Source organism: Streptomyces inusitatus (assembly GCF_014651115.1).
Taxonomy (GTDB): Bacteria; Actinomycetota; Actinomycetes; order Streptomycetales; family Streptomycetaceae; genus Streptomyces; species Streptomyces amakusaensis.
In genome coordinates this window covers 98,284-121,005 of sequence record NZ_BMWG01000007.1, presented here as the reverse complement: position 1 = coordinate 121,005, position 22,722 = coordinate 98,284, and the positions used below count along the sequence as shown (strand labels likewise).

The window sequence follows — 22,722 nt, the reverse complement described above, 5'->3', positions numbered from 1 at the left end:
GCCCCCAGCACTCTCGCAGGAGGGGCCGGGGGGCTGTCCAAGGACGGAGATGACAACGCGATCATCTATGTGGACCAAGCCTTGATGAATGTTCTCAAGTGGCAGTGGGAGCGGCAGCAGGCGGAGAAAGAACGACTCGGAGACCTCTGGGTGGATCACGGCCTCGTGTCTGCCCGGGACGGCTTCAAGCTCCAGAGCGGACGGCCCGGCAGCGGTTGAAGCTGGCTGAGATGCTGAGCACTTCGCAGCTTCCGGAATCCCACCCCCACGAGTTCACGCAGGCCGGACCAAGAGGGACGGCCAAGCAGCCGGACTTCCGTTTGCGCGATTTCAGGGGAAGCAAGATCACGAACGATCTTGACAACCACGAGAACCCTGTAGAGGTCAGCGCCAACGCGAGGCACCACTCACCGGGCTACACGATGTCCAAGTACGGTCGGCGTCGTTCCGAGGGGGCGAAGAAGCTGGCCGCCTCCAGCGCCAACCGAATCAACCTGGGTTCGCCGGCCTGATTCAAAACTCGCTGATGCGCGAGTCACTCTGCGGGGCACGCGACTACCCGACAACGCAAAAACCCCAGATCAACTGGGGTTCTCACTGATGTCCGAGGGGACTTGAATTCTTCCCCACCTCAAGCCCGGCCGGACATCTGTTTAAAGGTGCCCCCTGAGGGAGGAGTCGAGTTCCCCAACGGTTTCGGCGACATGCCGCCGCAGCCCGACCAGAGCTGCGGCCGCCTCACCGATATGTCTTCGGCGGGCTCGCCTTCCACGCTCGGTCGAGGGAATCGTCCCAGGTGCCGTCTCGGTCGAAGCTGGCGGCCCGGCAGCCACGGGACATGGGTGCTGCGGCACTGTGGCGCCAGGCGGCGTCCCCGATTCGGGCTATTCCGTGGCCGCAGTGTCGGCAGACTGTGTGCCCCATCAACTCGTCAGACAGCCGCTTGAGCTGCGCGGTGCGGTCCGCGACCTCTTCCTTGATGCCCCGCAGCACTTCCTCGGCACTGGAAACCCCAGCAGAAACGATGATGTCGTGCACGAGTGCCGCCGCTTCGGTGGCGATGTCGGCTCGGCGTGCGGCATCGACAAGGCTCTGCGCGGAACCGCTCTCGGGCGATTTCCGCACCGTCCGCTCGGCCAGTTCAACTGATGGATGGCTCGATGCCAACGGCAGATCCTCATCCGCCCCGGGCTCCGTCGCGCTGTCCCGCAGGCGTCTGCGGGCTACTTCGAAGGCCCATGCCTCGGTGGATGCCTTCTTGGCGACATTGAAGTGGGTGCTGGTCGCGGCGTCCATCACAGTGTGGAACTCCTCCATCAGCACACCCCAGTGGTCGCCACCGGCGAAGTCCTCCGGGCCCCAGCCGTAGTGACGCACGAGTTCGTCGCGGACCCGGCCGAAATGGTGAACGCTCTTTCGGACCGGTCCTGACGTGTCGATGCGGAGACCGACACGTTCCGCCCTGGCCAGCGTCTCAGGATCCACACCTTCCCACTTCATATGGCCGTCGCGCTCACAGGCGTAGTCGACCCAGGACCAGAACGCCTCGGCGTCCGCGACGTCAGGGGCCTCGCGGTGGTGGCGCGGACAGAGGAGGGCAAAGTTACGCACATCGTTGGAACCGCCGAGCGACTCTGGGACCACATGGGCCCTCTCCACCGGTGCCTGCCAGCAGACGAGACAGATCGGCTCATCGAGGCCGAGATAGTCGGCGATGGCCCGGACCGGAGGTCGGGAGCGGCGCGGATCGGGATTGCTCTCCCGATTGCGCACACGCAGCTCGCGGTGGTCGTAGGTGTGTTCACGGTCCGGGTCTTGAATGTTCAGGACGTCAGGTACGTCCTCGCGCTGCGGCTCTGGATTCCTTACCCGATAGAGAGGCGTGCTGATCTCTGTGAGGTAGGGGCTGAGGAAGCCCAGCAGGAACTCCTGGATGATCTCGAAAGCATCGGCATCGAAGCCCCCGGCGGCGTTGCGGTGTCCTTGGACATCGAGGAAGAGTCGGCGTGGGGCTCCAGGGTTGGAAGCGGCAGCGTGCTTGAGGATCGAGAAGAGGCGGGTGGCGCACTTAGTGAAGTCCTCTTCGACCCGCATGTCGTGATAAAGGGCAATGCCCTTTATTCCATCGGCTTCGGATTTCTCGGGCGGGGCTGCCCCTTGGAGGACCTCGGAGCGAGCTGTGCACTGACCCGGATTCGACTTCTGTGGGTTGTCGTTCATGAGCGTACGGTAGGCGCTGCGACTGACAGTCGGTGTTCGTGGTGTCTGCGCGAGGAGGTGAGGCTCCAAGGGCCTGGACTGGAGCGCGGGCGCGCTTTCCCGTGCCGGCCTGCCATCCCTCGTCTGGCCTGGGAAATCTCTGGGCCGTTGGTCGCATGGTGGGTCACGCCACAGCCCAGGAAAGCAAAAAACCCCAGATCGACTGGGGTTCTCGCTGGTGTCCGAGGGGGGACTTGAACCCCCACGCCCGATAAAGGGCACTAGCACCTCAAGCTAGCGCGTCTGCCATTCCGCCACCCGGACCAGGTGACCGCCCGGTTTCCCGTGGCGACAGAGAAAACAATACCAGGAGTTTCACCCTCACCTCCCCTGGCCTGCGCTTACGCGGGCCGGAGCCCTGACAGGACACCCTGGGTGACCAGTGGCCGGGCGAGCCCTGGGGCTCGCGACGGTGGCGGTGGGGGTGTCAGGGCGGGCATCACTGGACACCCATAGACCCCCTGGGGGTATCCAGGGAAAAGGGAGTCGGTCCGGGTGGGGCGGTCAGCAGTCGTTCTCGCGGAGTGAGCGCAGGTGGGCGCTGGATTTGCGGGCGAAGGAGAGGGAGTCGGCCGGGTTGTCGTGCTCTGCTTGCCAGTGGTGATCACGACGGCCGCCGGGGGTTCGGTTCACGGCGGAGATGAAGGCCCGGTAGTCGATGTCCCCGTCTCCGACGTCTGTCATCCGGTAGCCGTCGCGGACGGTCTCGTCCCGGTCGCCGTCCTTGATGTGGAAGAGGGGATAGCGGTCCGGCCGGCGAAGGACGTAGCGGAGTGGGTCGAAGGGGGCGGGAGTGCCGTCCGCGCGTTTGCTGAAGCGGTGCCGCGCCACATGGGCCCAGTAGATGTCCATCTCCAGGAAGACAAGATCGGGATCGGTCTCGGCGAGCAGGACGTCGTAGAGGCGGACCTGTGGCTTGTCCGTGGCGAAGGAGAACTCTTCCGCGTGGTTGTGCTGGTAGAACTTGATGCCGCGACGGCGGGCGGCGGCTCCGTAGCTGTTGAAGTCCTCGGCCGCGCGTTTCCACGCGTCGACCGTGGTGCCGTAGCGGAAGGGCGAGGAAGCCGTCCCGATGTGCGGCAGGCCGAGGGCCTGGGCGTCGTCGAGGACTCTGTCCAGGTTCTGGGCGAAGGTGTAGGCGTTCGGGTTGGTGGAGTGGTAGCCGACATGGCTGCCGATCGGGTTGAGGCCGTGGTCGCGGGCGAGGTCCTTCAGCCGGGTGAGGGTGAGGGGACCGGCGGAGCCCTGCTGGTAGCCGGCGAACTCGATCTCGTCGTAGCCGTTCCGTTCCAGCTCCGCGAAGACGGCCGCGAAACCGAGGGTGGTCACCTTGTCACGCAGCGAGTAGAGCTGTATTCCGAGGCGGCCTCGGGGCAGTACGGGACGGCCCCTCCCCCGCTCTCCGTCTTTCTCGCCAGGGGACGCGGAAACGGGCGGGGCACCGGGACCGAGCAGGGCGGCGGCGGTAGTACCCGCTGCCACGCCGAGCATGCCTCGTCGGCTCAATCTGTGGATGAGTTCGGGGTCGCCGTCCTTGCCGAAGCGACTCATTGTGGATAACTCCTCGTGGTCGGCGGGATGTGGTTCAGTGAGTTCGGTGAAGCCCGGCGAGCCGCAGCAGCAGGGCCTTCACATCGGTGGCCGCGACGCGGCCGTCCACAGCGCGGGAGGTGGAGCACAGAATGAGCGGACCTTCTTCATCGCTCAGGGGCAGGCGGCCGTGGCTGCCCCTGACGGGCGACGGATCGAGAGGCACGACGGCCATGCGGTACCGCATACCGAGCTTTTTGCGGGCGAGCGCCCCGGCCGCCCTGAGCCGTACGTAGGGGTCGTTCGGATCCATGAACAGCTCGGCGGGGTCGTAGCCCGGTTTGCGGTGGATCTCCACCAGCTGGGCGAAGTCCGGGGCCCGGTCGTCGTGGAGCCAGTAGTAGTAGGTGAACCAGGCGTCGGGATCGGCGACGGCGACGAGTTCGCCGGAGCGGGGGTGGTCGAGGCCCTCGGCCTTCTTGCCCTCGTCGTCGAGGAGCCGCTCGACACCGGGGAGCCCGGCGAGGGCTTCCCGGGTGGCCTCCAGATCCGCCGGCCGACGCACATAGACATGGGCGATCTGATGGTCGGCCACGGCGAAAGCTCGTGAAGTCATCGGATCGAGGTACTCCATACCGTCCTGGGTGTGGACCTCCAGGAGTCCGGCGCGGCGCAGAGCACGGTTGATGTCGACGGGCCGGCTCACCGGAGTGATGCCGTACTCGGAGAGTGCGACGACCGTACGGCCCTGCTCGCGCGCGTCGTCCAGCAGCGGTGCCATGACGGCGTCCAGCTCGGCGGCGGCACGGTGGGAGCGCGGATCGTCGGGGCCGTGGCGCTGTAGGTCGTAATCGAGATGAGGGAGGTAGCACAGGGTCAGATCAGGGTCATGGGTACGCATGATGTGCCGGGTCGCTCCGACGATCCACCGGCAGGCCACGATGTCCGCGCCCGGCCCCCAGAAGTGGAAGAGGGGGAAGTCGCCGAACTCCTCGACGAGTTCGTCGTGCAGGGAAGGCGGCCGGGTGTAGCAGTCGGGCTCTTTGCGGCCGTCCGCGTAGTAGACGGGCCGGGGGGTGACGGTGATGTCGGTGTCCGCGCCCATCGCGTACCACCAGCAGATGTTCGCGACCGTGTAGCCGGGGTGGGCACGGCGGGCCGCGTCCCACACCTTGTCCCCCGCGACCAGACCGTTGTGCTGACGCCACAGCAGCACCTCGCCCAGCTCACGGAAGTACCAGCCGTTGCCGACGATGCCGTGCTCTGCGGGCGGTGTTCCGGTGAGGAACGTCGACTGGGCGGCACAGGTCACCGCCGGCAGCACGGTGTCGAGCGGGGCCCGCGACCCGGACGCGGCGAGGGCTTTGAGGCGCGGCATGTGCTCCAGAAGCCGGGGGGTGAGGCCGACGACGTCGACGACGAGCAGGGGGGTGGGTCGGGGGGCGGGGGTGGGTGGGGAGGGGGGAGGGGGGAGGCCCCCGGGGGTGGTCATGGGAGCTCCTTGAGTCCGAGGCCGGTCAGGAGGTCTCGGGCGAGGGCGAGTTCGGCGGCGATGCCGTCCGCGAGCTGGGCGCGGTTGCGGGGGCGCAGTGCGGTGGGGAGGGCCTGCCAGGTGTAGGTCTCGACTTCGAGGTGGCGGGCCAGTGGTGCGGCTTGGCCGACGAGCCGGGTCAGGGTGTCCTGGAGGACAGGGAGGGTGGAGGTGAGGGGTGGGGCGGGCGGGGCGTGGAGGGGGACGTGGAAGTGGGCGCGCCAGGGTGCGCCGTCGGGCAGGGCTTCCTGGTTGAGGGCTTCGTCGAGGTCGTCGGTTCCGCGCAGGCCGGCGGCGGTGCGGGTGCGGGTCTGGTGGAGGAAGCGGGGTTCGGCGAAGGCGGCGAGGGCGGTGCGTACGTCGGGGAGGTGGGGTTCTTCGGCGTGCAGGGCGGCGGACAGCTGTGCCTTGGGGATGGTGATGCCGGCGTTGGTGAGCCGGGTGAGTGCGGTGGCGGGGTCTTCGAAGGAGGTGGCGAGGTGGCAGGTGTCGACGCAGACGCCGATTCGGGGGGATCCGATCGCGGTGAGGGGTTCGATGGCGTCGGCGGTGGTTTCGACGGCGCAGCCGGGTTCGGGTTCGAGTCCGACACGGATGGATTTGCCGGTGAGTTCTTCCAGGGCGTCGAGTCGTTCGGCGAGGGTGGTGAGGGCTGTTCGGGCGGTGGTGGCGGCCTTGGTGTCGAAGCGGGTGCGCCAGGCGAGCGGGAGGGTGGAGATGGTGCCTTCGGTGATGTCGTCGGGCAGGAGTGCGGCGAGTAGTCGGGCGAGGTCGGTGGTGTGGGAGAGGCGTTCGGGTTCGGTCCAGTCGGGTCGGTAGACGCGGTGTTTGACGTGGCCTGTGCCGAATCCTTCGTAGGGGAAGCCGTTGAGGGTGACGACTTCGAGGCCTCGGCGGTCGAGTTCGGCGCGTAGTGCGCGTTGTGCGGAGGGGTCGGCGATCAGGGTGCCGGCGGCTGCCTTGGCGAGCCAGAGGCCGATGCCGAGTCGGTCGCGGCCGAGTCGTCTGCGTACGGGTTCGCAGTGGTCGCGGAGTTGGGCGAGGACTCCGTCGAGGGTTTCGGCGGGGTGGACGTTGGTGCTGTAGGCGAGGTGGACGGTGGTGCCGTCGGGGTGACGGAAGCGCATGGGGGCCTCTCATTCCCCGCCGCGGAGGATGGAGTTTCCCTGGTGGAGGGGTGGGGGTGGGGTGGTGTCGACTTGGAGGCGTCCGCTGAGTCCGTAGAAGGTGATGGGGTTGCGCCAGAGGACTTGGTCGACGTCGTCGTCGGTGAATCCGGCGGTGAGCATGGCGTCGCCGACTCTGCGGGTGGCGAGGGGGTCGCTCTTGCCCCAGTCGGCGGCCGAGTTGACGAGGATTTTCTCGGTTCCGTGGGTTCGGAGGAGGGTGACCATGCGGTCTTCGTCCATCTTGGTGTCGGGGTAGATGGAGAAGCCGAGCCAGCAGCCGCTGTCAGTGGCGTGTTCTACGGTTGTTTCATTGAGGTGGTCGAGGAGGACTCGTTCCGGGGGGAGGTCTGATTCTCGGATGACGTCGAGGGTGCGGTGGAGTCCGGCGAGTTTGTCGCGGTGCGGGGTGTGTACGAGGGCGGGCAGGCCGTGTTCGGCGGCGAGCTGGAGTTGGGCGGCGAGTGCGGTGTCCTCGGCGGGGGTCATGGAGTCGTAGCCGATTTCGCCGACGGCGACGACGGAGTCTTTGACGAGGTAGCGGGGCAGTTCTTCGAGTACGGGTGTGCAGCGGGGGTCGTTGGCCTCTTTGGGGTTGAGGGCGATGGTGCAGTGGTGGGCGATGCCGTATTGGGCGGCGCGGAAGGGTTCCCAGCCGAGGAGTGCGTCGAAGTAGTCGTGGAAGCTGGCGGGTGAGGTGCGGGGCTGGCCCAGCCAGAAGGCGGGTTCGACGAGGGCGCGGATGCCTGCCGTGTGCATGGCCTGGTAGTCGTCCGTGGTGCGGGAGGTCATGTGGATGTGCGGGTCGAAGATGCGCATCAGGTCTCCTTGGGCGGCTCGCCGGTCAGGGTCTGTACGCGGGTCAGGTCGGGGGGTGTGGTGCGGCCGGCGGCGGTGCGTTCGGCGGTGTAGTCGGTGAGCATGCGGGCGAGTTCGCGGTCGCCTCGGGCTCGGTGTTCCAGGTCGGCGACGGTGTCGAGGGGGACGCCGGTGAAGAGGCATTTGAGGATCGCGTGCCGCCAGGAGTGGGCGTCGAGGTGTTGGGCGGCGTAGGGGCCGAGGGCTGCGGCGATGAGCCGGGTGTCGTTGGTGCGCAGGGCGTCTTCGACGAGTGGGAGTGCGGCGGTGGGCGGGGTGAGGCTGTCCAGGTGGGGCAGGGCGAGGAGCAGGGCTCGGCGTTCGGCGGCGCTGCCGTGGTGGTAGAGGCGGGTGAGGGTGGGTGGGTCGGGTCTGGCCGCGGTGAGGAGGAGGGCGCGTACGGGGTCGGCGTTGTGCCTGCCGCAGTGGCGGCCGGCGGTGGCGAATCGGGTCTCCCAGGCGGGTTGGCGGGTGGTGGCTTCGGTGAGGGCGTGGTCGAGCCAGGTGCGGGCGGTGGCGTCGAGGCGGGTGTCGAGTTCGGTGCGGGGGGTCAGCACGCGGTCGCTTCCTGGGTTCGGAGGAATTCGAGTGAGGTGCGGGCGAGTTCGGGTCCCGCGTGGGAGTGGCGGGGCAGTTCTACGACGGTGAGGCCCTGGTAGCCGATGTCGGTGAGGGCGTGGAGTACGGGTGGGAAGTCGATGTCGCCGTCGCCGAGGGGGAGGTGTTCGTGGATGCCTCGGCGCATGTCCTCGATCTGGACGTGGCGGAGCCAGGGGGCGGCGGTGCGGACGCAGTCGGCGGGGGGCTGGTCTTCGAGGCATTGGCAGTGGCCGATGTCGAGGGTGAGTCCGAGGGGTTCGGGGTCGCCGAGGAGTCCGCGCAGGTGGTGGAAGTCGTCGAGGGTGGCGAGGAGGTGGCCGGGTTCGGGTTCGATGGCGAGGGGGATTCCGGCGGTGTGTGCGGCGTGGAGTGCTGGGGTGAGGGATTCCGCCAGGCGTTTCCAGGCGGTGGCGGGGTCGGTGTGGTGGGGGGTGGTGCCGCTGAAGCAGTGGACGGCGTGGGCTCCGAGGTCGGCGGCGATGTGGAGGGCGGTGATGAGGAGGTCGGTGCGGGTGGCGCGGGCGTCGGGGTCGGGGTCGAGGAGGGAGGGGCCGTGTTTGTGGCGGGGGTCCAGGATGTAGCGGGCTCCGGTTTCGATGGTGACGTGGAGGCCGAGTTCGGCGAGCCGGGTGGCGGTGTGCCGGGTGCGGGCGGGGAGGTCGGGGGCGAGGGGGTCGAGGTGCATGTGGTCGAGGGTGAGTCCGACGCCGTCGTAGCCGAGGTCGGCCAGGAGGGCGAGGGCGTCGTCGAGGCGTAGGTCGGTGAGTCCGTTGGTGCCGTAGCCGTAGTGGAGGGGGTGTGGGTGGGTGGGGGCGGGCCTCATGTGGGGGTGATCCTCCGGGCGAGTCCGCGGGCGAGGGGGGCGAGGGTCATGAGGGTGAGGGCGGTGAGGGTGCCGGTGGGGCTGTGGTGGTGGGCGGCGAGGGCGGATTGGAGGGGGATGAGGGCGCGGATGCCGCTGCCGACGGCGTGTTGGGTGAGGGGCGGGGAGGGGTTGAGCGCGGCGTGGAGGTAGGGGGTGGCGGCGGTCTGTGCGTAGCGGGTGGCGAGGGCGGTGCGCAGGAGTCGTGCGGGGGGTGATGAGGGGCCGGTGGCGGTGAGGGCGGCGATCGTGAGGGTGGTGGCGAGGGCGGTGAGGGGGGCGGTGGTGGAGCCGCCGTGTGCTTCGTGTCGTGAGACGGCGGTGACGGAGCAGGTGTGGGCGGCGAGGGTGAGGGCGGCGGGGAGCGCGGTGCGGAGGGCGGCGGTGGGCGGTTTCCGCTGCGGACGTGCGGTGGCGGTGGCTCCGAGGAGGAGGTCGAGTGCTCTTGCCGCGCCCATCGTCGCGGGGCCGGCGGGGGTGTGTTTGAGGTGGAGGTCGTAGGCCCAGACGGTGGCGGCGAGGGTGGTGGCGACGGTCAGTGCGGGGCGGCCGGCTCGGGCGGCGAGGGTGAGGCCGGCGGCGGTGAGGACGGTGGCCGCGGTGAGGGCGGCGGTGGGGGTGATGCGCCCTGAGGGGATGGGCCGGTGGGGGCGGTCTCTGGTGTCTTCCTCGCGGTCGGCCCAGTCGTTGAGGGCCATGCCGGCCTCGTAGAGGCAGAGGGAGGCTCCGAGTGCGAGCGCGGTGCCTCGGTTGGGGCGGATGCCGAGGGTGGCGGCGCCGGTGAGGGTGTCGCCGGGGACGGTGGCGAGTGCGGAGACCCGGAGGAGTTCGGCCCAGGCCCACAGCCGGTCTCTTGGTGTCCGCCGGTCCTGGTTCGGTGCGGTGCTTCGGGAGTGGGCGGGGGCGGGTGTGTACCGGGGGGCGGGGGCGGTGAGGCGGTGGAGTGCGGTGCGGAGGCGGGTGGCCGGGGGGCGGGGGCGGGCGATGCGGCCCAGGAGGGTCATCGGGTCTCCCCCAGGCGCCGGGCGAGGGCGAGGAGTTCGGTGAACTGTTCGTGGAGGGAGGCGGGGCCGCCGTCGGGGTCCTTGAAGTAGAAGCCGAGCTGGGGCAGGGGGCCGGTGAGTCCGGCTTCCTGGGCGCGGGCGGCCAGCCGGGCGAGGTCGAGGACGAGGGGGGCGGCGAGTGCGGAGTCGCAGCCCTGCCAGATGGTCTGGAGGATCGTGCGGGAGCCGAGGAAGCCGTCGAAGGCGATGTGGTCCCAGGCGGTCTTCCATTCGCCGAGGGCGGGGACCTCGTCGATGTGGACGACGCCCTCGGGGGTGTGGCCGAGGGTGTCGGTGAGGACGCGTTCCTTGCCCTTGTTCTTGGCGGCCGCGGCGGCCGGGTCGGCGAGGGCGGCGCCGTCTCCGCCGCCGAGGAGATTGGTGCCGGACCAGGCGCGGACGGTGAGGGCGCGCTGCGTGAGCATGGGGGCGAGTACGGAGCGGAGCAGGGTCTGTCCGGTTTTGCCGTCGCGGCCCGCGTGGGGTGGCGCGCCGGGTGCTGTGGCGGTGTGGGCGAGGGCGGGGGTGCGGAGTCCGGTGGAGGGGGTGAAGTTGATGTAGGGGGAGCCGGTGCGGAGGGCTGCCGCGGCGTAGAGGGAGCTGGGGGTGAGGCGGGTGGTGTGGGGCGGGGGTGGGGGTTCGGTGGAGGCGAGGTTGATGACGACGACGCGGGTGAGGTTGTGGTGTTCGCGGAAGTCGGTGATGTCGGCGGTGAATCGCTGGATGAGCTGTTCGTCGGTGCGGGTGTCGCCGGGTTGGGGGCCGCCGGGGCGGATGGCCCGGTCGGCGGTGGTGAGTTCGGTGTGGATGGCGGGGGTGAGTCCGTGGGGCAGTACGCCTGCGGCGGTGAGGGCTTCGGCGCGTTTGGGCAGGGGGCAGTCGGTGGTGTCGTGGCCGCCGAAGACGAGGGAGTCGAGGGCGGGGAGGTGTGCGTGGGCGAAGGGTGGGGTTTCGGTGAGGAGGCCGGTGGGCGGGTGCAGTCCGGCGGTGAGTGCCGCGCATCCGGCGATGGTGGTGGTGGCGACGGAGCCGCGTGCTCCGATGAGCCAGACTCCGGTGTGCGTTCTCTCGTTCGGCACGTACCGCTCGCCTTTCTGGCTGGTGTTTCGGGGGGTGGGGCGGCGGGCGGGGGTACGGCGTCTCCTCGCCCGTCGCCGTGGGTGGGGTGGGTCAGCCGGGGAGTTCCTTGAGGGTGATGTCGCGGAAGGAGACCTGGTCGTCGGGTCCGTGGTTCTGGAGGCCGATGTGTCCGTCGGCGAGGCTGCGTTCGGGGTCGGTGTTGGTGAAGCTGTTGATCTTGGAGCCGTTCAGGAAGACTTGGACGTTCTCGCCTCGGACCTTGATCTCGTAGGTGTTCCACTGGCCCGGGGGTCGCAGTACCCGGTCGCGGGCTCTGAGGTCGGCGGATTTGAAGCCGTAGACGGAGCCGGTGGTGCGGTCGGGGGTGTCGGTGGCGTCGATCTGGATCTCGTAGCCGTGGTTGACGGCGGACCAGGGGTCGTCGGAGGCGGGGAAGCCGATGAAGACTCCGGAGTTGGAGTCGCCGGTGATCTTCCAGTCCAGTTCGAGGGTGTAGGAGTGGAGTTCTCTGGCCTGGTACCAGAGCATTCCCATGCCGTCCTCGGTGCGCAGTTCGGCGTTGGCGACGGTGAATTTCCCGGGTCCGGCCTGCTTCCAGCCGTTGAGGGTCTTGCCGTTGAAGAGGGCTCGTTCGCCGGTCTTGGGCCGGCAGTCGGCCGTGACCTGTCCGGAGGCGTAGCGCAGTGCGCCGAGGAGGTGTTGGCGGAAGTCGGGTTCGGCGTAGGAGGTCTTGGTGTGTCCGCCGCCGGTGTAGAAGGAGCGGCCGCCCTGGTAGGTCTGGCACCAGGCGATGGGGTGGTCGCCGTTCATGGTGCCGCCCTCGTAGGTGGTCTCGTCGAGGGTGGCGAGGACTCGGGTGCGGTCTCGGGGGTTGGCGGCGTAGTTGTACCACTCGTCGGTGCGCTGCCATTCCTGGCCGAGGTGCTGGGTGGCGGGGTGGCTGTGGTCTTCGACGCGGACGGTGGCGGGCTGGATTCGGGGGTGGGAGCTGAAGTACGCGCCGACGAGTTCGCCGTAGAAGGGCCAGTCGTACTCGGTGTCGGCGGCGGCGTGGACGCCGAGGTAGGCGCCGCCGGTGGTGATGTAGTTCTCGAAGGCTTGTTGCTGGGCCGCGTTGAGGACGTTTCCGGTGGTGGAGAGGAAGACGACGGCGTCGTAGCGGGCGAGGTTGCTGGTGGTGAACTGTCCTGCGGTCTCGGTGGAGTCGACGGTGATGTTGCTGGTTCTGCCGAGTTCTTTGAGTGCGGTGATGCCGGTGGGGATGGAGTCGTGGCGGTAGCCGGCGGTTTTGGAGAAGACGAGGACGCGTTTGGCGGTCCGGTCGCGGGGGCTGTTGGAGAGGATGAAGTCGTCGAGGTCGTAGAGGGCTCCGCTGCCGCCCTTGAAGACGAGGAAGAGTTCGGTGGTTTTCTTGGGGACGGATCTCAGGGCGATGTCGATGTCCTGGAAGGTCTCCCAGCCGCCGGTGACGGGGACGGCGCTGGATCCGAGGATGGTGCCGCCGGCGGATCCGGTGCGGACTTCGAGGAAGCCGCCGGCTCCGTTGGAGGAGATCCGGGCGGTGAGTTTGGTGGATCCGGTCAGGTTGTAGGGCTTGAAGGAGATCCAGTCGTCGTTGTGGATGTCGCCGACGGTTTTGCCGCCGTTGGCGGTGGCTTTGTTGTAGGTGCGGACGCCGGCCGATCCGGTGTAGTGCTCGGCCTGGCGGTGGCGGGGCTGGAGTTGTACTTGGTCGTGGGTGGTGAGGGGGGCCTGGCCGCCGCCTCCGCCGTCGGTGTATTCGGCGTCGAAGACGCCGAAGATGTTGGCGTTGGGGTCGTGTCCGCCGTCGGACGAGGTTTTGATGGTGCCGGTGCATCCGTTGGCGGAGGTGATGGGGTGGCCGTGGCTGTCGTGGCCGAGGATGTAGCTGACTTTGATTTTGGCGCAGTCGACGGTGCCGTCCTCGGCGTCGGTGGCCTTGACCTTGAAGGGGATCTCGTCGCCAAAGCTGAAGAGGGATCCGTCTTGGGGGAGTTGGAGGGTGACTTTGGGGGCGGTGTTGCCGACGACGACGCGGACGCCGGCGGATCCGGTGCGGCCGCTGGGGTCTTTGGCGGTGAGGGTGGCGGTGTAGGTGCCGTTGGTGCGGTAGACGTGGGTGGGGTTGGCTTCGGTGGAGGTGGTGCCGTCGCCGAAGTCCCAGTGGTGGGTGAGGGTGTCGCCGTCGGCGTCGGTGGTGCCTGCGGAGGAGAAGGCTACGCTCAGCGGTGCTTTCCCGGAGGTTCTGTTCGCGGTGGCCTCGGCGACGGGCGAGCGTCCGCCGGTGGCGTTCTCGATGCGGTAGAGGGCGGAGTTGTGGTCGCCGCCGAACCAGGCGGTGCCGTAGTCGAGTACATAGAGCGCGCCGTCGGGGCCGAAGGCCATGTCCATGACCTGGGTGCCGGTCCAGGGGAAGGGGTTGATGGTGCTGACGGCGCCGTCGGGGCCCTGTTCGATGCGTTTGATCCAGCGGCGGCCGAATTCTCCGGCGAAGTAGTCGCCGTCGTAGGCCTCGGGGAATTTGACCAGGGAGGGGTTGGCGGGGTCATAGCGGTAGACGGGTCCGCCCATGGGGGATTCGGAGCCGCTGCCGAAGGCGGGCAGTGAGCCGCCGTCGTAGACGATCCACGCTTTCTGCGCGGCGGGCAGATCGACGAGTCCGGTGTTGTGGGGGGAGTCGTTCTTGGGGGCCGCGCAGTTGAAGGCGGCTCCGGGGGTCTTGGTGGCGAAGTCGTAGTCGACGTAGGGCTCGCCGGCGACGTTGCAGAGGGGCCAGCCGAAGTTTCCGGGGCCGGTGACGCGTACGAAGCCGACTTTTCCGGCCGGGCCGCGGGCGGGGTCGGCGGCGGCCGCGTCGGGGCCGTAGTCGCCGACGTAGAGGTGGCCGGTCTTCCGGTCGACGCTGAAGCGGAAGGGGTTGCGGAAGCCCATCGCGTAGATCTCGGGGCGGGTCCTGGCGGTGCCGGGCGCGAAGAGGTTGCCGGTGGGGACGGTGTAGGAGCCGTCGGCGGCGACCTTGATGCGGAGGATTTTGCCGCGCAGGTCGTCGGTGTTGGCGGAGGTGCGGCGGGCGTCGTAGGCGGGGTTGCGGCCGGGCCGTTCGTCGATGGGGGTGTATCCGTCGGAGGCGAAGGGGTTGGAGTCGTCGCCGGTCGACAGATAGAGGTTGCCCTGTGCGTCGAAGTCGATGTCCCCGCCGACGTGGCAGCAGATGCCCCGGGTCGCGGGGACGTCGAGGATCTTCTTCTCGCTGGCGTTGTCGAGGGTGCCGTCGGGCTTGAGGACGAAGCGGGAGAGCCGGTTGACGCCGTCGAAGCGGGCGAAGTCGGCGGCGGTGCCGGTGGCGGGGGCGTCGCCCGCCGGGGTGGCCAGGGGCGGGGCGTAGTACAGATAGATGAAGCGGTTCTCGCTGAACCCGGGGTCGAGGCCGATGCCCTGGAGGCCTTCCTCGTCGTGGGTGTAGACGGGGACGGTGCCGGCGAGGCGGGTGGTGCCCGCGCTGTCGGTGAGCCGCAGTTCGCCGTTGCGGGAGGTGTGCAGCACACTGCGGTCGGGGAGGACGGCCAGTGATATGGGCTCGCCGGTCTCGGCCGCGCCCTTGGCCAGGGTGACCTGCTGGAACTGTTCGGCTGCCGGGTCCGGGGCGGGGTCGGCGGCGGCCTGGGGCGCGCCGAGGGCGAGGGTGGAGGCGGCGAGCAGGAGGCCGGTGACGAGTGCGAGGGTGCGGCGCGCTCGTGGCCGTGGCTGTGGCTGTGGCCAGGACTGTGGCAGTGGCCCTGGTCGTGGTCGTGTCCTTCGGGCTGGGGGGTTCCTGTGCGGGTTCGCGTGCACGTGATCCTCCGGAATGGACCGGTCGGGCGGGCGGGCTGCCGTGGAACCGGAGTGCGCCGTCACACCGGGCACGACCTAGGTGCTGTACACATCTGGGACGGTAGACGCGTAGGTACGGATCGGATAGCCCTTGCGTGGTGCCTAAGTCGGCCTTTCCCCCGCGACAGGACAAAGCCGGGCCGGGGCATGGCGGAGCGGTACGGCGGCGGGGCCGGCCGGCCGGTCCGGGCCTATGGTGAGGGCCTGTGGTGAGGGCCTGTGGTGAGGGTGCCGGGGGTGTCAGTCGCCGGATCCGAAGGCGGCGTCGAAGGAGGCGGCCGGGGGGTCGAAGTCGAACTGCCGCAGATGGGCGAGTGCCTGGGGCGCGCCGGTGAGCCGGTCCATTCCGGCGTCCTCCCATTCCACGGAGACGGGCCCTTGGTAGTCGATGGAGCGCAGCATCCGGAATACGTCTTCCCAAGGGACGTCGCCGTGTCCGGCGGAGACGAAGTCCCAGCCGCGCCGGGGGTCTCCCCAGGGCAGGTGGGAGCCGAGTCGGCCGTTGCGTCCGTCGAGTCGTCTGCGGGCTTCTTTGCAGTCGACGTGGTAGATGCGGTCGCGGAAGTCGTAGAGGAAGCCGACGGGGTCGATGTCCTGCCAGACGAAGTGGCTGGGGTCGAAGTTGAGGCCGAAGGCGGGGCGGTCGCCGAGGGCGGTGAGGGCGCGCCGGGTGGTCCAGTAGTCGTAGGCGATCTCGCCGGGGTGGACCTCGTGGGCGAAGCGGACTCCTTCGGCGTCGAAGGTGTCGAGGATGGGGTTCCAGCGTTCGGCGAAGTCCTCGTAGCCTCGGTCGATCATGGTGGGGGGTACGGGTGGGAACATGGCGACGAGGTGCCAGATGGCGGAGCCGGTGAATCCGACGACGGTGTCGACGCCGAAGGCGGCGGCGGCGCGGGCGGTGTCCTGGAGTTCGGCGGCGGCTCGTCGGCGTACGCCTTCGGGTTCGCCGTCGCCCCAGATCCTGGCGGGCAGGATGCCGCGGTGGCGTTCGTCGATGGGGTTGTCGCAGACGGCCTGGCCGACCAGGTGGTTGGAGACGGCCCAGCAGCTCAGTCCGTACTTCTCCAGGAGGGCGTGCCGGCCGGGGAGGTAGGCGGGGTCGTTGAGTGCGCGGTCGACTTCGAAGTGGTCTCCCCAGCAGGCGAGTTCCAGGCCGTCGTAGCCGAAGTCGCGGGCGAGTCGGCAGACCTCTTCCAGGGGCAGGTCGGCCCATTGGCCGGTGAAGAGTGTGAAGGGTCGTGGCATGGTGCTCGGCCTCCCTCGTTCCGGTTCAGGGCTGTACGGGTGCGGGTGCGGGTGCGGGCTGTACAGGTACAGGCTGTGCGGATTGTGTGGGTACGGGGGTGTGGACGGCGTTCTTCCGGGCGCTTTCCTCGACGGCGGCGAGGACGCGCTGGACCTGGAGTCCGTCGGCGAAGGAGGGTTCGGGCGGGGTGCCGTGGGCGATGGCTTCGATCAGGTCGCGGGCCTGGTGGGTGAAGGTGTGTTCGTAGCCGAGGGCGTGGCCGGGCGGCCACCAGGCCCGTAGGTAGGGGTGGTCGGGTTCGGTGACGAGGATGCGGCGGAAGCCGGCGGAGGCCGCGGGTTCGGTGTGGTCGTGGAAGGAGAGTTCGTTGAGGCGTTCCAGGTCGAAGGCGAGTGAGCCGTGTTCTCCGTTGATCTCGAAGCGGAGGGCGTTCTTTCGGCCTGTTGCCATGCGGGTGGCCTCGAAGGAGGCGAGTGCGCCGGAGGCGAGCCGTCCGTTGAAGAGGGCGGCGTCGTCGACGGTGACGGTTCCGTACCCTCTGGCGGCGGTGGAGTCGTGGGGCAGGGGGCGTTCGCGGACGAAGGTCTCGGTGAGTGCGCTCACTCCGGTGAGGAGTTCGCCGGAGAGGTGCTGGGCGAGGTCGACGATATGGGCCCCGAGGTCGCCGAGCGCGCCGGAGCCCGCGTGTTCTCGCAGCAGTCGCCAGGTGAGGGGGGCGGCGGGGTCGACCAGCCAGTCCTGGAGGTAGCTGAAGCGGAGGTGGCGCAGGGCGCCGAGGCGGCCTTCGGCGATGAGGCGGCGGGCGTGGGCGACGGCGGGGACCCGGCGGTAGTTGAAGCCGGTCATGGCGACTTGGCCGCGGGTTCGGGCGCGGTCGGCGGCGGCGGACATGGTTTCGGCTTCGGCGACGGTGTTGGCGAGGGGTTTCTCGCACAGGACGTGTTTGCCGGCTTCGAGGGCGGCGACGGCGATCTCGGCGTGGAGGTCGCCCGGTGCGCAGATGTCGACGAGCTGGACATCGTCCCGGGCGACGAGGGCGCGCCAGTCGGTCTCGGCGGCGGCCCAGCCGTGCCGGGCGGCGGCGGCGTGGACGGCGGTGCGGTCGCGGCCCGCGATCGCGGCGAGCACGGGCCGCAGGGGCAGGTCGAAGACGCGGGCGGCGGTGCGCCAGCCCTGTGAGTGGGCGGCTCCCATGAACGCGTGTCCGACCATGCCGACGCCGAGTGTCGGCGGCGGCCCGGTGTCGCTGTCGCTCTGTTCCGTACGGTCCATCTGTAGGGGTTCCTCCTCGTCGGTCTGCGCGGTGGTGGCCGGGTCGCCGGTCAGCTGAAGCCGGTGGGGAGGTACTGGTCGACGTTGTCCTTGGTGACGACGGCGGAGTAGAGGGTGATGGTGGCGGGGATCTCCAGTTCGGCCAGGCCGCCCACTCCTTTGCCCTGGGCGACGGCGCGGGCGATGTCGATTGCGGAGGCGGACATCGTCGGCGGGTAGAGCACGGTGGCCTTGAGGACGCTGTCGTCGGCCTTGATGGCGTCCATGGCGGATTTCGCGCCTGCGCCGCCGACCATCAGGAAGTCGTCGCGGCCGGCTTGGGCGATGGCGCGCAGTGCGCCGACTCCCTGGTCGTCGTCGTGGTTCCAGAAGGCGTCGAAGTCGCTCTGGGCCTGAAGGAGCTGGGCGGTCTTCGCCTGTCCGGACTCGACCGTGAAATCGGCGGCCTGGCGGGCGACTTTGGTGATGTTGGGGTAGTTCTTGAGGGCGTCGTCGAAGCCTTTGGTGCGCTGTCTGGTGAGTTCGAGGCTGTCGACTCCGGCGAGTTCGATGACTTTGGCGCCGGTCTTGTTCTTGAGGTGTTCGCCGATGTAGCGGCCGGCGTTGAGGCCCATGCCGTAGTTGTCGCCGCCGATCCAGCAACGGTAGGCCTGGGGGGAGGCGAACACGCGGTCGAGGTTGATGACGGGGATGCCGGCTCTCATGGCCTGGAGGCCGATCTGGGTGAGGGCTTTGCCGTCGGCGGGGAGGATGACGAGGACGTCGACCTTTTTGTTGATCAGGGTCTGGATCTGGCCGATCTGGGCGGCGGTGTCGTTGGAGCCTTCGGTGATCTCCAGGGTGACGTCGGAGTATTTCTTCGCGCGGGCGCGGGCGTTGTCGTTGATGGCGTTGAGCCAGCCGTGGTCGGCCTGGGGTCCGGCGAAGCCGATGGTGACGGCTTTGCCCGGCCGGTCGTCCGCGGCGGGCGCGGGGTCGTTGGCGGGGCTGTTCGCGGGCTTCTTCCCGGCGGGTTCATTGCTGGTACAGGCGGTGAGGACGGCGCCCGCCGAGACGGCGGCGGTGCCGAGGAGGATGCCTCTGCGGCTGGGTACGGGGCTCTGTGGCATGGCGGGACCGGCCCTTCGGACGGGTTTCCAGGGGATGTGTACGGGGGTGGGCGGGGCACCGGGTCAGGTGCCGCGGCCCTCGCGCAGGGTGCGGTGCTGGACCAGGACGGCGGCGACGATGATCGCGCCCTTGGCGATCTGCTGGACGGCGCTCTCCAGGTTGTTGAGGGCGAAGATGTTGGTGATCGTGGTGAAGATCAGGACGCCGAGGAGGGAGCCGGCGATGGTGCCCCGGCCGCCGCTGAGCAGGGTGCCGCCGATGATGGCGGCGGCGATGGCGTCCAGTTCGTAGAGGTTGCCGTTGGTGTTCTGGCCGGAGCCGGAGAGCACGATCAGCATGAAGGCGGCGATGCCGCAGCAGAGTCCGGAGAGCAGATAGAGATACAGGCGCTGGCGGCGGACGTCGATGCCGGCGAGCCGGGCGGCTTCCGGGTTGCCGCCGACGGCGAGGGTCCGGCGGCCGAAGGTGGTGCGGTTGAGGAGCAGCCAGCCGAGGGCGACGACGACCGCGAAGACGAGGACCAGCGGGGGGACGCCGAGGATGTTGGCGTCCTTGACGCCGAGGTCGAGCACGGAGTCCACGGTGACGATCTGGGTCTTGCCGTCGGTGATCTGAAGGGCGAGCCCCCGGGCGGAGGCGAGCATCGCGATGGTCGCGATGAACGGCACCATGCCCCCGTAGGCGATCAGCACTCCGTTGACCAGTCCGCAGCCGACGCCCACGGCGACGGCGGTGAAGAGGATGCCGGTGAATCCGTACTCCTGGGTGGCGACGGTGGTCGCCCACACCGAGGAGAGCGCCACGATCGCGCCGACCGACAGATCGATGCCGCCGCTGGTGATGACGAAGGTCATGCCGACGGTGACGACGCCGATGACGGACGCCTGGGTGAGGACGAGCTGAAGGTTGCTGGTGGCGAGGAACTCCTCGGGGCGGGTGAGGCCTCCGACGGCTATCAGGGCGGCGAGCACGCCGAGGAGCGAGAGGGTGCGGACGTCGGCGCGCGCTCCCGGCGCGGCGCGGGGGTCGCCGCGCCGGGGCGGCGAGGTCTTCGGGGGGCCGGCGGGGTCGTTCCGCCGGGCCGGTGTGGCTGGCTGGGTCATGCCGCCGGGCTCCCTTCCATCACGAGATCGAGTACGCGGTGCTCGTCCAGGTCGCGGGCGTCGGCGGTGTGCACGACGGTCCCCTCGCGCAGGACGAGGACCCGGTCGGCGAGGCCGAGCACCTCGGGCACCTCACTGGAGACCAGGAGTACGGCGAGGCCCTCGGCGGCGAGGGCGCGGATCACCGCGTACAGCTCGGCGCGCGCTCCGACGTCGACGCCCCGGGTGGGTTCGTCCAGCAGGAGTACCTTGCAGCCGCGCAGCAGCCAGCGGGCGAGTACGGCCTTCTGCTGGTTGCCGCCGGACAGGGTGCGGACCGGGGCGTCGGGGTTGTCGGGGCGCAGGGAGATCTCCCTGGTGGCGCGCTGTGCGGCGGCGCGTTCGGCGGCGCGGTCGACCCAGCCGGCGCGGGAGAGGCGGGGCAGTGCGGCGAGGGACACATTGCGGGTGACGGTCTCGATGAGCAGCAGGCCCTGGGCCTTGCGTTCCTCGGGGGCGAGTCCGATTCCGGCGCGCACGGCGGAGCGTACGCTGCCGGGGCGCAGCGCGGTGCCGTCGACGAGGACGTGTCCGGCGGTGGGGCGGCGGGCTCCGTAGATCGTCTCCAGGATCTCGGAGCGGCCGGAGCCGACGAGTCCGGCGATGCCGACGATCTCGCCGGGGCGGAGTTCGAGGTCGAGGGCGGTGAATTCGCCGGCTCGGGCGAGGCCTTCGACGCGGAGGACGGGCGGCGGGAGATCCGCGGCGGTCGGAGAGGGGCGCGGCGGGAAGGTGTGCTCGGTGTCGCGGCCGGTCATCAGGGCGACGATGTCGCGGGTGGGGGTGGTCTTGGCGGGGAGTCCGCCGGCCACGGCGCGGCCGTCCTTGAGGACGGTGACGCGGTCGCCGATGCGGCGGATCTCTTCGAGGCGGTGGGAGATGTGGATGACGGCGACTCCTTCGGCGGTGAGGTCGCCGACGATGCGGAAGAGGTTGTCGACTTCGTCGGGGTCGAGGGCGGCGGAGGGTTCGTCCATGACGATGAGGCGTACGTCGTGGGAGAGGGCGCGTGCCATGGAGACGATCTGCCGCTGGGCGGCGGGGAGGTCCGCGACGAGGCGCGCCGGGTCGATCTCGGGGTGGCCGAGGCGGGCCAGGAGGCGGGTGGCCGAGGCGCGGGCGTCTTTGCGGCGTACGAGGAATCCGGCGGTGGTGGGTTCGTGGCCGAGGTGGATGTTGTCGGCGACGGAGAGTCCTTCGACGAGGTCGAGTTCCTGGTAGATGGTGGCGATGCCGAGGCGCATGGCGGCGATGGGCGAGGTGAGGGCGGTGCGTTCGCCTCGCCAGGTGATGGTGCCGCTGTCGGGGCGGTGGGCTCCGGCGAGGACTTTGATGAGGGTGGATTTGCCGGCGCCGTTCTGTCCGAGGAGGCAGTGGACCTCGCCCGTGCGGACTTCGAGGTCGACGCCGTCGAGGGCGCGGACGCCGGGGAAGGTTTTGGTGATGGCGGACATGGTGAGGAGGGGGGTGGATGGGGGCATGGGGTGCCTCCGGGGGGTGCGTTGAGGCGGGGTGGGGTGCGGGGGCCTGATGGTGCGGGTCTCCGGGTGTGAGGTCCGTCCTCAAACGCCGGACGGGCTTCAATTGACCGGCCTGCCGATGGTGCGGGCTCTCCGGGCGAGGTTCGTCCGCGAACTCCCCCAGGGCTTCGCCTGGGAGGGACCCCCCGACGGGCTTCAATTGACCGGCCTGCCGATGGTGCGGATCTCCGGGCGTCAGGTCCGTCCTCAAACGCCGGACGGGCTGGAATTGACGGACCCCCAGGGCTTCGCCCGGGAGGGATGGGAGGGACGGGAGGGACCTCCCGGGGCTGGGGCTGGCCGGTCAGGCGGGGGAGAAGAGGTGGTCGGTGATGAGGCGGGCGGCGCCGGTGACGCCGGCGAGGGGGCCGAGTTCGCCGAGGACGATGGGGAGGTTGCCGGTCGCGAGGGGGAGGGACTGGCGGTAGACCTGGGTTCGTATGCTGGCGAGGAGGGTGTGTCCGACGCCGGTGACGCCGCCGCCTATCACCACCAGGCCCGGGTTGAAGAAGCTGACGAGGCCGGCGATGACCTGGCCGACGCGGTTGCCGCCCTCGCGTATGAGCCGGAGCGAGGTGGTGTCGCCTGCGGCGGCCGCTGCGGCGACGTCGACGGCGGTGAGTGTTCCGGTGGCGGCGAGGCGTTCGGCGAGTTCCGGGGAGCGGCCGGAGCGGGCGGCGTCCTCGGCGTCGCGGGCGAGCGCGGCACCGCTGAAGTGGGCTTCCAGGCAGCCCCGGTTGCCGCAGGCGCAGGGGCGTCCGCCGGGTTCGACCTGGATGTGGCCGATGTCGCCCGCGCTGCCCGTCGTACCCCGGTAGACCTCTCCGCCGACGACGATGCCGCAGCCTATGCCGGTGCCTATTTTGACGCAGAGGTAGTCGGCGACGGAGCGGGCGACGCCGGCGTGCTGCTCCCCCATCGCCATGAGGTTCACGTCGTTGTCGACCATGACGGGGCAGCCGAGGTCCTGGCTGAGGGCCTCGCGTACGGGGAAGCCGTCCCAGCCGGGCATGATCGGCGGGGCGACCGGGACGCCCTCGGGGAAGCGGACCGGTCCGGGGACTCCTATGCCCGCGCCGTCGAATCCTTCGGCGAGTCCGGTGGCTTTGAGTTTGGCGGCCATGGAGAGGGCTTGTTCGAAGACCGCGACGGGGCCTTCGCGGACGTCCATGGGGTGGTTGAGGTGGCCGAGTACTTCCAGTTCCGCGTTGGTGACGGCGACGTCTATGGAGGTGGCCCCTATGTCGACGCCGAGGAGGCGCAGTCCGGGGGCGAGCCGGATGTTGTGGGAGCGGCGGCCGCCGCGTGAGGCGGCGAGGCCGTCGGCGACGACGAGACCGGTGTCGAGGAGCCGGTCGACCTCGACGGCGAGTTTCGACCGGGAGAGGTCGATCAGATCGCCGAGCTGGGCGCGGGAGTTGGGTCCCTGGTCGCGCAGCAGCCGGAGCAGCCTGGCCTGGTGCGCGTTCGCGGGTCGAGCGGTCATCCGTCTCAACTGCCCCTCCCATCCCCCGGGCTTCGGCGCGGGGAACCCGATGCGGCTGTCGGTGCTGCGGCTTCGAGGGGAACGTAGCAGCGCTTTCACCGGGTGGGAAGAACTTGCGCGGAGTTC

18 protein-coding genes and 1 tRNA gene are annotated in these 22,722 nt (G+C 69.7%); 2 read left to right on the top strand and 17 right to left on the bottom strand.

Annotation, left to right across the window (positions count from 1 at the left end; all coding sequences use genetic code 11):
• Positions 1–84: 84 nt before the first annotated feature.
• Both IE247_RS34735 and IE247_RS14445 read left to right on the top strand, forming a co-directional pair.
• Entirely contained in the window at positions 85–219 is a 135-nt protein-coding gene (locus IE247_RS34735) for a hypothetical protein (protein ID WP_268247193.1), read from the top strand.
• An 11-nt stretch (positions 220–230) separates the two neighbouring features.
• The gene (locus IE247_RS14445; protein WP_190123490.1) at positions 231–512 is read left to right on the top strand and encodes a hypothetical protein; all 282 of its coding nucleotides are present in this window, start codon (positions 231–233) and stop codon (positions 510–512) included.
• Positions 513–738: 226 nt separating this feature from the next.
• On the opposite strand, the gene IE247_RS14440 is transcribed toward IE247_RS14445, so the two are convergent.
• From IE247_RS14440 to IE247_RS14360, 17 genes are all read right to left on the bottom strand, one after another.
• The gene (locus IE247_RS14440; RefSeq protein ID WP_190123489.1) at positions 739–2,220 is read right to left on the bottom strand and encodes an HNH endonuclease; all 1,482 of its coding nucleotides are present in this window, start codon (positions 2,218–2,220) and stop codon (positions 739–741) included.
• A 215-nt stretch (positions 2,221–2,435) separates the two neighbouring features.
• Positions 2,436–2,523 (bottom strand) — tRNA-Leu (locus IE247_RS14435).
• A gap of 240 nt (positions 2,524–2,763) precedes the next feature.
• Positions 2,764–3,810: a sugar phosphate isomerase/epimerase family protein gene (locus IE247_RS14430; protein ID WP_190123488.1), complete on the bottom strand. Its 1,047-nt coding sequence runs from the start codon at positions 3,808–3,810 to the stop codon at positions 2,764–2,766.
• A 34-nt stretch (positions 3,811–3,844) separates the two neighbouring features.
• Positions 3,845–5,281 carry an alkaline phosphatase family protein gene (locus IE247_RS14425; RefSeq protein ID WP_190123487.1) on the bottom strand — a complete coding sequence of 479 codons (1,437 nt, stop codon included), beginning with the start codon at positions 5,279–5,281 and terminating at the stop codon, positions 3,845–3,847.
• On the bottom strand, positions 5,278–6,447 hold the full coding sequence (eboE, locus tag IE247_RS14420) for a metabolite traffic protein EboE (protein WP_190123486.1): 1,170 nt from the start codon (positions 6,445–6,447) through the stop codon (positions 5,278–5,280). The genes IE247_RS14425 and eboE overlap by 4 nt, the downstream gene beginning before the upstream one ends.
• Positions 6,448–6,456: 9 nt before the next feature.
• On the bottom strand, positions 6,457–7,305 hold the full coding sequence (locus tag IE247_RS14415) for a TatD family hydrolase (protein WP_190123485.1): 849 nt from the start codon (positions 7,303–7,305) through the stop codon (positions 6,457–6,459).
• A complete protein-coding gene (locus tag IE247_RS14410) occupies positions 7,305–7,901 on the bottom strand; it encodes an EboA domain-containing protein (protein ID WP_190123484.1) in 597 nt (198 codons plus the stop codon). Before IE247_RS14410 ends, IE247_RS14415 begins: the two co-directional genes overlap by 1 nt.
• Complete coding sequence (locus IE247_RS14405; protein ID WP_190123483.1) at positions 7,895–8,767, bottom strand: sugar phosphate isomerase/epimerase family protein; 873 nt, start codon at positions 8,765–8,767, stop codon at positions 7,895–7,897. Before IE247_RS14405 ends, IE247_RS14410 begins: the two co-directional genes overlap by 7 nt.
• A complete protein-coding gene (locus IE247_RS14400; RefSeq protein ID WP_190123482.1) occupies positions 8,764–9,810 on the bottom strand; it encodes an SCO3242 family prenyltransferase in 1,047 nt (348 codons plus the stop codon). Before IE247_RS14400 ends, IE247_RS14405 begins: the two co-directional genes overlap by 4 nt.
• Positions 9,807–10,928: an inositol-3-phosphate synthase gene (locus tag IE247_RS14395; protein WP_190123481.1), complete on the bottom strand. Its 1,122-nt coding sequence runs from the start codon at positions 10,926–10,928 to the stop codon at positions 9,807–9,809. The genes IE247_RS14400 and IE247_RS14395 overlap by 4 nt, the downstream gene beginning before the upstream one ends.
• A gap of 91 nt (positions 10,929–11,019) precedes the next feature.
• A complete protein-coding gene (locus tag IE247_RS14390) occupies positions 11,020–14,721 on the bottom strand; it encodes a ThuA domain-containing protein (protein ID WP_190123600.1) in 3,702 nt (1,233 codons plus the stop codon).
• Between the two features lie 339 nt (positions 14,722–15,060).
• Complete coding sequence (locus IE247_RS14385; RefSeq protein WP_190123480.1) at positions 15,061–16,065, bottom strand: sugar phosphate isomerase/epimerase family protein; 1,005 nt, start codon at positions 16,063–16,065, stop codon at positions 15,061–15,063.
• Between the two features lie 25 nt (positions 16,066–16,090).
• A complete protein-coding gene (locus tag IE247_RS14380) occupies positions 16,091–17,338 on the bottom strand; it encodes a Gfo/Idh/MocA family protein (protein ID WP_190123479.1) in 1,248 nt (415 codons plus the stop codon).
• A 50-nt stretch (positions 17,339–17,388) separates the two neighbouring features.
• Complete coding sequence (locus IE247_RS14375) at positions 17,389–18,447, bottom strand: substrate-binding domain-containing protein (RefSeq protein ID WP_190123478.1); 1,059 nt, start codon at positions 18,445–18,447, stop codon at positions 17,389–17,391.
• A 63-nt stretch (positions 18,448–18,510) separates the two neighbouring features.
• Positions 18,511–19,551, bottom strand: coding sequence for an ABC transporter permease (locus tag IE247_RS14370; protein WP_190123477.1), 1,041 nt, complete (start codon positions 19,549–19,551; stop codon positions 18,511–18,513).
• On the bottom strand, positions 19,548–21,071 hold the full coding sequence (locus tag IE247_RS14365; protein ID WP_190123476.1) for a sugar ABC transporter ATP-binding protein: 1,524 nt from the start codon (positions 21,069–21,071) through the stop codon (positions 19,548–19,550). The genes IE247_RS14370 and IE247_RS14365 overlap by 4 nt, the downstream gene beginning before the upstream one ends.
• 343 nt (positions 21,072–21,414) lie before the next feature.
• Positions 21,415–22,596, bottom strand: a complete 1,182-nt coding sequence (locus tag IE247_RS14360) for an ROK family transcriptional regulator (protein ID WP_190123475.1) — start codon at positions 22,594–22,596, stop codon at positions 21,415–21,417.
• Positions 22,597–22,722: the final 126 nt, after the last annotated feature.

What these genes read in the sequence shown, in the direction of transcription:
- IE247_RS34735 (WP_268247193.1), top strand. Translation starts at nt 85, where the DNA reads ATGAATGTTCTCAAGTGGCAGTGGGAGCGGCAGCAGGCGGAGAAAGAA.
- IE247_RS14445 (WP_190123490.1), top strand. Translation starts at nt 231, where the DNA reads ATGCTGAGCACTTCGCAGCTTCCGGAATCCCACCCCCACGAGTTCACG.
- IE247_RS14440 (WP_190123489.1), bottom strand. Translation starts at nt 2,220, where the DNA reads ATGAACGACAACCCACAGAAGTCGAATCCGGGTCAGTGCACAGCTCGC.
- IE247_RS14430 (WP_190123488.1), bottom strand. Translation starts at nt 3,810, where the DNA reads ATGAGTCGCTTCGGCAAGGACGGCGACCCCGAACTCATCCACAGATTG.
- IE247_RS14425 (WP_190123487.1), bottom strand. Translation starts at nt 5,281, where the DNA reads ATGACCACCCCCGGGGGCCTCCCCCCTCCCCCCTCCCCACCCACCCCC.
- eboE (WP_190123486.1), bottom strand. Translation starts at nt 6,447, where the DNA reads ATGCGCTTCCGTCACCCCGACGGCACCACCGTCCACCTCGCCTACAGC.
- IE247_RS14415 (WP_190123485.1), bottom strand. Translation starts at nt 7,305, where the DNA reads ATGCGCATCTTCGACCCGCACATCCACATGACCTCCCGCACCACGGAC.
- IE247_RS14405 (WP_190123483.1), bottom strand. Translation starts at nt 8,767, where the DNA reads ATGAGGCCCGCCCCCACCCACCCACACCCCCTCCACTACGGCTACGGC.
- IE247_RS14400 (WP_190123482.1), bottom strand. Translation starts at nt 9,810, where the DNA reads ATGACCCTCCTGGGCCGCATCGCCCGCCCCCGCCCCCCGGCCACCCGC.
- IE247_RS14385 (WP_190123480.1), bottom strand. Translation starts at nt 16,065, where the DNA reads ATGCCACGACCCTTCACACTCTTCACCGGCCAATGGGCCGACCTGCCC.
- IE247_RS14380 (WP_190123479.1), bottom strand. Translation starts at nt 17,338, where the DNA reads ATGGACCGTACGGAACAGAGCGACAGCGACACCGGGCCGCCGCCGACA.
- IE247_RS14375 (WP_190123478.1), bottom strand. Translation starts at nt 18,447, where the DNA reads ATGCCACAGAGCCCCGTACCCAGCCGCAGAGGCATCCTCCTCGGCACC.
- IE247_RS14370 (WP_190123477.1), bottom strand. Translation starts at nt 19,551, where the DNA reads ATGACCCAGCCAGCCACACCGGCCCGGCGGAACGACCCCGCCGGCCCC.
- IE247_RS14365 (WP_190123476.1), bottom strand. Translation starts at nt 21,071, where the DNA reads ATGCCCCCATCCACCCCCCTCCTCACCATGTCCGCCATCACCAAAACC.
- IE247_RS14360 (WP_190123475.1), bottom strand. Translation starts at nt 22,596, where the DNA reads ATGACCGCTCGACCCGCGAACGCGCACCAGGCCAGGCTGCTCCGGCTG.